Here is a 7,240-nt window from a genome sequence, read left to right as displayed (position 1 = left end):
GCTCCTGCTCTCCCGCTCCCGCTCCTGCTCTCCTGCTCTCCCGCTCTCCTGCTCCCTTCCTGCCCACCGCCCCCGCGCCCCTGCCCCAGACACGCGAGCCGTTCATGATCTGGTGGGATCTTCGGAGTCATAGCGTTACGTGTCTCGGCACATACAGTGAGAAGCGGGGTTCTGACCTGCGCTTACTTCAGCAAGCGCAGGTGAGGCGATGGAATCCCGACTGAGCCACCGGGCCAAAATGCTAGCTGGCGCAAGCGAATTGCTAACAAGAGTTAGCGCCGCCTCGCAATGCCCGCCCGCCCTTCCTGTCTCGCGTCGTGTCAGACGTCTGAGGCAATCGTGATTTCCTGTCCGACGTCAGGGGCACGAGATCGCACCGGCCGCGCCCCTGACGTCGGACAGGATTCGCCGCGACGTCGGACAGGATGAACGCGATCTCGCCGACGGTCCAAGGCGGACGCCGCCGGGGCAGGGGCAGGGGCATGGGACCATATGAAGATCATAATTGTGGTGCGAACTGAAGTGATCCGTGCTGTTGATGAATCCGGTTATGGTTGACGAGGTATGCACCCCCAACACCGTGCGGTAGCGCGTGCGGGCGGTAGCGGGTAACCACGTCGGCGGTGGGCTGGACCGCGTTAGAGGCGGTTCGGAGCGAGTGTCGGGCTGCGCGGTTACCGGTTACACGGTGGCATCTGCGCTGGTCAGGGATGGTACGGGAGGTAACCAGGGGGGTAACCCTGCGGTTACGCTGTGGGCCGGCGGTTACACCCCTTGCCCGTCCCGGCGCGCGGCGCGCGCGGCGTGGCCATGGGCGCGATGAATGGCTTCAGGGTTGAAGTGGGCGGGTTAAACCAGCGGCCTTCGCGGTGTCTCGATGATTGTGTTCATGGGGGTGGTAGAGCCGCACCCATGTGAGTCTTGGGCCTTTTCCGTTGTCGACGATGGCGACGGTCCACGAGCCAAGCTGACGCCGAGGGCGACGTCTGCGCCGATACCTACTGCCCATTTCACACATCCACCTTTGACGTGCCCAAGGACCTGAGCGTGGCTGTCATCCGTTCGGGCACCCCGGGCCGGTCGGGTGGTGGTTTGGCCGGCCCGGGGGCTTGTCACTGAGCGTCAGGTATCCGCGCGAGTGCGGCGAGGGCGTCTGTGGCGCATCCTCGGTGCAGGGCATGCGTTCGGCGCATACTGAGGCGAGCACCGTTCCATGAGCCCGGCAGCCGACGCGGAGGACCAGCGTGCCGACTCCCCAGAAGCGACCCGCGCTTGCCGCGCGGCGGAAGGCCATGGGCTACAGCCAGGAAGGGCTAGCCGAATCCGTCGGCGTCGATCGATCGACAGTCGCACGCTGGGAACAAGGAAGAACGGAACCCTACCCCGAGCACCGAAGCGGACTAGCCAAGGCGCTGGGCGTCGACTACCACGAACTTGACCGGCTTATTTCGGCGGCGCCACCTACGCGGCACACATCGGACGTCTTTTCTATCGCCGTGGCCTCGGCGCAGGAAGACTCGGATGAAGCGGGAGAACTTGCTCGACGGGTCGCGGCGAGCGACGTAGGAGACGCGACGCTCACCTATCTTGAGTCCGGATTCGACGATCTGGCGTGCCGGTATCAGTTCGAGCACCCCAGCCGGATCCTGCTGGAGATCAACCAGTCGTTAAGCAACGTCGGGAAACTGCTGGATGCTCGGAAAACGCTTCATGAGCACCGTCGGCTTCTGCTGGTCGGGGGCTGGCTGTCGCTGTTGGGCGCGACGGTTCTTATCGACCTGAAACGCGACCGTGCCGCGTCCACCTATCTGGCCACCGCGATGAGCCTTGCGGAGCAGGCAGAGAACCCCGAGATCATCGCATGGTGCTATGAAACGCGAGCGTGGCAGGCGCTGACCTCCGGCGACTTCCGCATGGCCGTCGACCTGTCACGCGCAGCGCAAAGTTTCGCTCCACACGGAAGTTCGATCATGATACAAGCGGCAGCACAGGAAGGCCGAGGATGGGCACGCCTGGGATCACGCGGCGATACGTACAGGGCGATCGGCCGCGTTCAGAAGATGGCATCATCGCTCAGTGATCCTACCCGCCCGGAACATCACTATCGGTACGATCCTGCGAAAGCCGTTTCCTACACGGCCACGACACTGACATGGATACGTGACTCGGCCGCCGAGGACTTCGCCCGCGAAGTGATCACCAAGATTGGCGCCCCGATGTCCGCTCCCGCTCGTTGGCCACGGCGGGCCGCGATGGCAAGCATCGACCTTGCACTGACGCTTACCTACATGGGAAAAAGTGATGAGGCGCTCCACGCGGCAATGGGAGCAGTCGAATCAGGAAAGATCGTGCCTTCGCATTTCTGGCGAATATTGGAAGTAGCGGACGCCATGCAGGAGGAGCGTTTTTCCAGGGCCAGCGATCTAAAAGCTGTTTACGAAGCGATGCGGCGCCCAAGGGGGGAGGACTAGCGTCAGCGAAAGCGCCGCACCCAGGGCGCCCGACCCGGTGGCAGTCACGTGCCGATTCGATCGCTCCATCACGCCCGGATGGCATCCATCACGGATAGCTCACAAAGAGAAAGTCGGGCATTTCATTGTCGTCCACCTCAACCTCGAAGCCCGCAAACTCCAAAATACTTTTTATGGCGACGAGCATAGTATCTCGCGCGCTCTGCATCTCGCGCGCTTCTGGCCATGCCGTGGGATATTTCTCTCGCAGATTTGGGTGAACCAGCCACGTTACGGCGATACTCGGGTCCGGGATCTCCTCCAGCGGCCGGAGATCGGACGGCTCGATATAGAACCCAGAGCAGAGAGCCATCTGGAGCGGCGGCGCCATGAGAAGACCTGCCTCGATGAGCGTACGCTCCACTTCGAGTTTCAGAATTATTCCGTTCCTTTTCCCCGGCCGTATGGCCACTAGGTTTAACCTTTCCCTCGCTATAGGCGATTCTCGATGACAATGCTTTTCGGTAATTAGTCTTGCTGGGTGAGTTGGAGGGTTGTTCGGTTGGTGGCTGCGGGCGGAGGGCTGTACGGCGTTGGCCTATTTCTCGACCCCTTCAGGGCCGGGTTCGCGTCAGAATTTCGCTCAGACCGCCTCGGAGTGTCATTCTATGCTTCGCGGTATCGGCATGCGATCGCTCCGGCCGTCGAAGACCTCCGCTGTGGCGCAAGTGCTCCGGCTATTAAAGCGAACCGAATGCAACAGCGGCCGCTACGCTGGTCCAGTCCGCGACGCGAACGCGCCGACGTGGAGCGACATGCGGCGGGGTCGCGACAGCGCTACACCCGCCGCTACACCCCGCACCCCCACCGACCACCACACACCGCATTCTGTAGCAGGTAGCGGGGGACATGGGCCGCAGCCCTCAAACTGCCTCTCTGGACCCACCTGGATGCCTCCACCACGCCCCGCCTACAGCGACTGTCACGCCCCGCCGACAGCAGCACGCACTAAGATCGCCAACGGATCGACCCGAGCGGCGCTTGCTCTAGCAAGCGTCAAGCAAGCGCAGGTCTGGACAGTCGTATGACTGTATGTCCTGAGACACGCATATCCATGGCTCCGAAAATCCCACCAGATCATGAAGTGCGACACCGCGGGCCCTGGCGGCGCCGGCGGTGATTCAGGCGGACTCGTCGGTCCAGGGGGCGCTCGCGCGGGCGAGGAAGGTCGGCGACGCCGCCGCCTCGGCGTTCAGCGCGAGCGCCATCAGCAGGTAGGACTTCCCGGCCGGGTCGGCGTGGTCACGGTCGGGACCACCGATCTGCTGGAACCCGTGCCGGCGGTACGCCCGCTGCGCCGCGTGGTTCGCGACCTCCACCCACAGCCGGATCCCGATCGCGCCGACCGAGCGCGCCCAGGCCAGCGCGCCCTCGATCAGGAGGTCGGCCGCGCCGGTGCCGCGCACGGCCGGCGCGACCCACATCGCGGCGAACTCGCGGAACTCCGGGGCCATCGACGGCCGGTGGACGTCGACCATCCCGGCCGGCTCGCCGTCGCGCTCCAGCAGGAACGTCGCGTGCCCGTCCCCCGTCGCGGCCCGGACGGCCCGGCGGTGCCAGTCGTCGTGTGGTCGCGCGGCCTCGCCGTCGAACGTCTGCCAGAACGCCGCGGGCGCGTCGGCGAGCGCGGCCAGCCGCACCTCGCGCAGCCGCGTGCCGTCGGACTCGGTGATACGGCGAACCTCGTTTTTCACACCCATATCCAACTCGACCTGGYCCAGCCAGAACCGCGCCGCCCTTGGTGTCCACCAGCCTGGGCCCGGCCTACTGTGGGTCGCCGCTGATCCGGCCAGGGCCCGCCGTCACGACCGTCGAGGAATGATGGGGGCGTCGCGGCCGGTGCCCGTCGGGCGCGCGCGGCCGGCCGGGCGCTTCTCCTCGTGGTATTCCTCCTCGACGTTGACGGTCCAGACGTCGTGGCTGGTGCCGTCGACGATGTTCTCCACCGTCAGCATGGCGGTGAGCATCGAGTGGTCCGCGTTGTTGTACCGGTGCATGCCGTTGCGGCCCACGGGGTGAACGTTCGGGACGTTCTCCGCCAGCCACTTCCGCATGATCGCGACGTTGTTTCGGTAGTACTGGTCGTAGGTCGGATATGCCTTGGGGACCCGGACGACGTAGCCCTTCTCCACGACCCCTCGTCGGACCAGTCCCAGCGTCTCGAGCTCCCGGGTGCCGAGGGCGATCAGTTCGTCGTCCGGCTTCGTCCACATGTCGTCGCCCTCGAAGACGAAGAACTCGAGGCCGAGGCACGTCCTCCCCTCCTTCACCAGGTAGGGGGACCACGATCCGTAGTTCTGGATCCTGCCGACGCGGACCCCGGGATCGTGGATGTAGATCCAGTTGTCAGGGAAGCTGAACTCCGCCGGGACCACGAGCGCGACCGTCAGATAGTCGCGGTAGCGCAGGTCACGCGCCGCCTCGACCACGCGGGCAGGCGCTGGCGGGTCCATGCCCAGCACCAGCGTCGACAGCGGCGTGGACGAGATGACGTGGTCGGCGGGTACCCGCCTCCGGTCGCCGGCACTCGTGGTCACGGTGACGGCGACGGCGCCGCCGTCCGCGCGGTGCACGGCCGTCACCGAGGTGTTCATCGTGACCGTGCCACCCATCTTCTCGACCTTGCGGGCGGCCTCCTCCCACATCATGCCGGGACCGTACTTGGGGTAGTGGAACTCCTCGATGAGGCTGGTGATCTCCTTCTGGTTCCGCCTGGGCAGGACGGCGTTGACGATGGCCGAGGACAGCGAGAGGTTCTTCACCCGCTGCGCGGCCCAGTCGGCCGGCATCTCGCTGACCGGGATACCCCACAGTTTCTCGGTGTAGGTCTTGAAGAACCTGCGGTAGAGGCGCCAGCCGAACCGCGCCACCAGCCAGGCCTCATAGTTGTCTGCCTGGTTCTTCGGCGGGCGGACGCGTGCCCGGGCGTAGGACCCGATGGCGAGCGCCGCCTGGCCCGGCCCGAGGTTGCGCAGGGCGTTGAGTGCCCGCAGCGGGTAGTCATAGAGCTTGCCCTGGTAGTAAATCCGGCTCATCCGGGGCCGGACCAGGAAGTCGTCGGCGGCCAGGATTTCCCGCCACAGGGCCTCCACGGCGGCGACCTTGGTGAAGAACCGGTGGCCGCCGATGTCGAACCGCCAGCCGTCACGTTCGACGGTGCGGCTGATGCCGCCCACCACGTCGTCGGACTCGAAGACCGTGACGGCGGCGTCACGTGCCACCAGCTGGTACGCGGCGGTCAGGCCGGCCGGCCCGGCTCCGATGACCACCGTGTGCGGAACCCTGGGTGTGGACACAGCCTCTCCTCGACCTCTCCTTGATTGGCAGCCGGGTACGTAACCCGGCGAGACAAGTACGACCATCAAATTGGACATCGTTGTCCAGAGATTCAGTCGCCTGGGTCCAGGAGAGTAGCCTGTGCCCGTGGCTGGCGACGCAGGCGGTGTCGGCGCGGGGGCGTCAGGCCGCGGCACGCAGGCCAAACGAGAGGCGATCATGAAGGCGGCGTTCGAGGTCTTCGCCCGCCAGGGCTACGCCGCGACCAGCCTCGACGACATCGCGACGGCGACTCCCGCCTCACGCCAGACCGTGTACAACCACTTCGGCGACAAGGAAAAGCTCTTCCTCGCGGTCGTGGATGAGCGGATCACGGCGAACCTGCAGGCCCTGCGCGAAGCGACACTCGCGTTTCCCAACCGGGTGGACGGCACCGACGAAGCCGAGAAGTACCTCGTCGACCTCGCCCGGCGCATCAACGACGTCTATGCCAGCCCAGGCACTGCGTCGCTGCGCCTGCTCGTTCAGACGGAGGCGCCACGCCATGCCGCCCTCCAGGCGCTGTGGCGGTCCCGGGCGGCGACGCCCGTCTGGCCCACCCTCATCGGCAGCCTGGCCCGTCTCGCCCACGCCGGAGCCCTCGACATCGACGACCCGGCCCGCGCGGCCGGCCAGTTCGTCACCCTGGTCACCGGGGTCTCGTGGGCGATGACGGAGCTCGGCACGTTCGCGATCTCCCCACCACCGGCTCAGGACTCCGACGAACTGGACCTGGCCATCCGTTCGAATGTCAGCCTCTTCGTCCGCGCCTACGCCCCGGGTGTCACCGCCCGCCGCGACCGCTGACGCGACCGTCGGTAGCCAGCCAGCCAGCCAGCCAGCCAGGCTCGGCCTGGCGGGGCCGTTGGGCCGGGGCCGGTGGAGGTTCTCCCTGGCCTCCCGCGGCGTGTGCGAGGGTGGGGGCATGGTGGCGATGGGTGCGGGGGAGTGGCGGGAGTTCGCGGCGGCGKGGACACGGACGGGGAAGCTTGCCACCGTGCGGGCGGACGGGCGGCCGCACATCGCGCCGATCTGGTTCGTGCTCGACGGCGACGACATCCTGTTCAACACAGGCGCCGACACCGTCAAGGGGCGCAACCTGCGCAGGGACGGCCGGGCGAGCCTGTGCGTCGACGACGACACGCCGCCGTACGCGTTCGTGATCGTGAGCGGCACCGTGACCCTGTCGGAGGATCTGGCCGAGGTCCGTCGCTGGGCGACCGCGATCGGCGGCCGCTACATGGGCGCCGACCGCGCAGAGGAGTTCGGCCGCCGCAACGGCGTACCCGGCGAGCTACTCGTCCGCCTCACGCCCACCAGCATCACCGCGCAGCGCGCCGTCGCCGACTAGCGCCGTCGCCGACCAGCGCCGTTCAGCCAAGCCTCGCCTCAGCCAAGCCCCGCCCGTTGGCGTG

Annotated in this window: 6 protein-coding genes; 3 read left to right on the top strand and 3 right to left on the bottom strand. The window is 66.6% G+C overall.

Features of this window, described 5'->3' with window-relative positions; genetic code table 11:
• Nucleotides 1-1,244: 1,244 nt before the first annotated feature.
• Entirely contained in the window at nt 1,245-2,471 is a 1,227-nt protein-coding gene (locus BCD49_RS40930; RefSeq protein WP_007515155.1) for a helix-turn-helix domain-containing protein, read from the top strand.
• Nucleotides 2,472-2,559: 88 nt separating this feature from the next.
• Here the strand turns inward: BCD49_RS40930 and BCD49_RS22845 are convergent, their stop codons facing one another.
• The 3 genes from BCD49_RS22845 to BCD49_RS22835 form a co-directional block, all read right to left on the bottom strand.
• A complete protein-coding gene (locus BCD49_RS22845) occupies nt 2,560-2,922 on the bottom strand; it encodes a hypothetical protein (protein WP_131803554.1) in 363 nt (120 codons plus the stop codon).
• A 709-nt stretch (nt 2,923-3,631) separates the two neighbouring features.
• Nucleotides 3,632-4,210, bottom strand: a complete 579-nt coding sequence (locus BCD49_RS22840; protein ID WP_007515157.1) for a GNAT family N-acetyltransferase — start codon at nt 4,208-4,210, stop codon at nt 3,632-3,634.
• Nucleotides 4,211-4,312: 102 nt separating this feature from the next.
• Nucleotides 4,313-5,806: an NAD(P)/FAD-dependent oxidoreductase gene (locus tag BCD49_RS22835; RefSeq protein WP_007515158.1), complete on the bottom strand. Its 1,494-nt coding sequence runs from the start codon at nt 5,804-5,806 to the stop codon at nt 4,313-4,315.
• 199 nt (nt 5,807-6,005) lie between these two features.
• On the opposite strand from BCD49_RS22835, the gene BCD49_RS22830 reads away from it, so the two are divergent.
• Both BCD49_RS22830 and BCD49_RS22825 read left to right on the top strand, forming a co-directional pair.
• Complete coding sequence (locus tag BCD49_RS22830; protein ID WP_035930045.1) at nt 6,006-6,632, top strand: TetR/AcrR family transcriptional regulator; 627 nt, start codon at nt 6,006-6,008, stop codon at nt 6,630-6,632.
• A 118-nt stretch (nt 6,633-6,750) separates the two neighbouring features.
• Nucleotides 6,751-7,176, top strand: coding sequence for a PPOX class F420-dependent oxidoreductase (locus BCD49_RS22825; protein ID WP_071041888.1), 426 nt, complete (start codon nt 6,751-6,753; stop codon nt 7,174-7,176).
• Nucleotides 7,177-7,240: the final 64 nt, after the last annotated feature.

Source organism: Pseudofrankia sp. EUN1h, from assembly GCF_001854645.1.
GTDB classification, from domain to species: Bacteria; Actinomycetota; Actinomycetes; order Frankiales; family Frankiaceae; genus Pseudofrankia; species Pseudofrankia saprophytica.
This window is presented reverse-complemented; position numbering and strand designations above follow the sequence as displayed.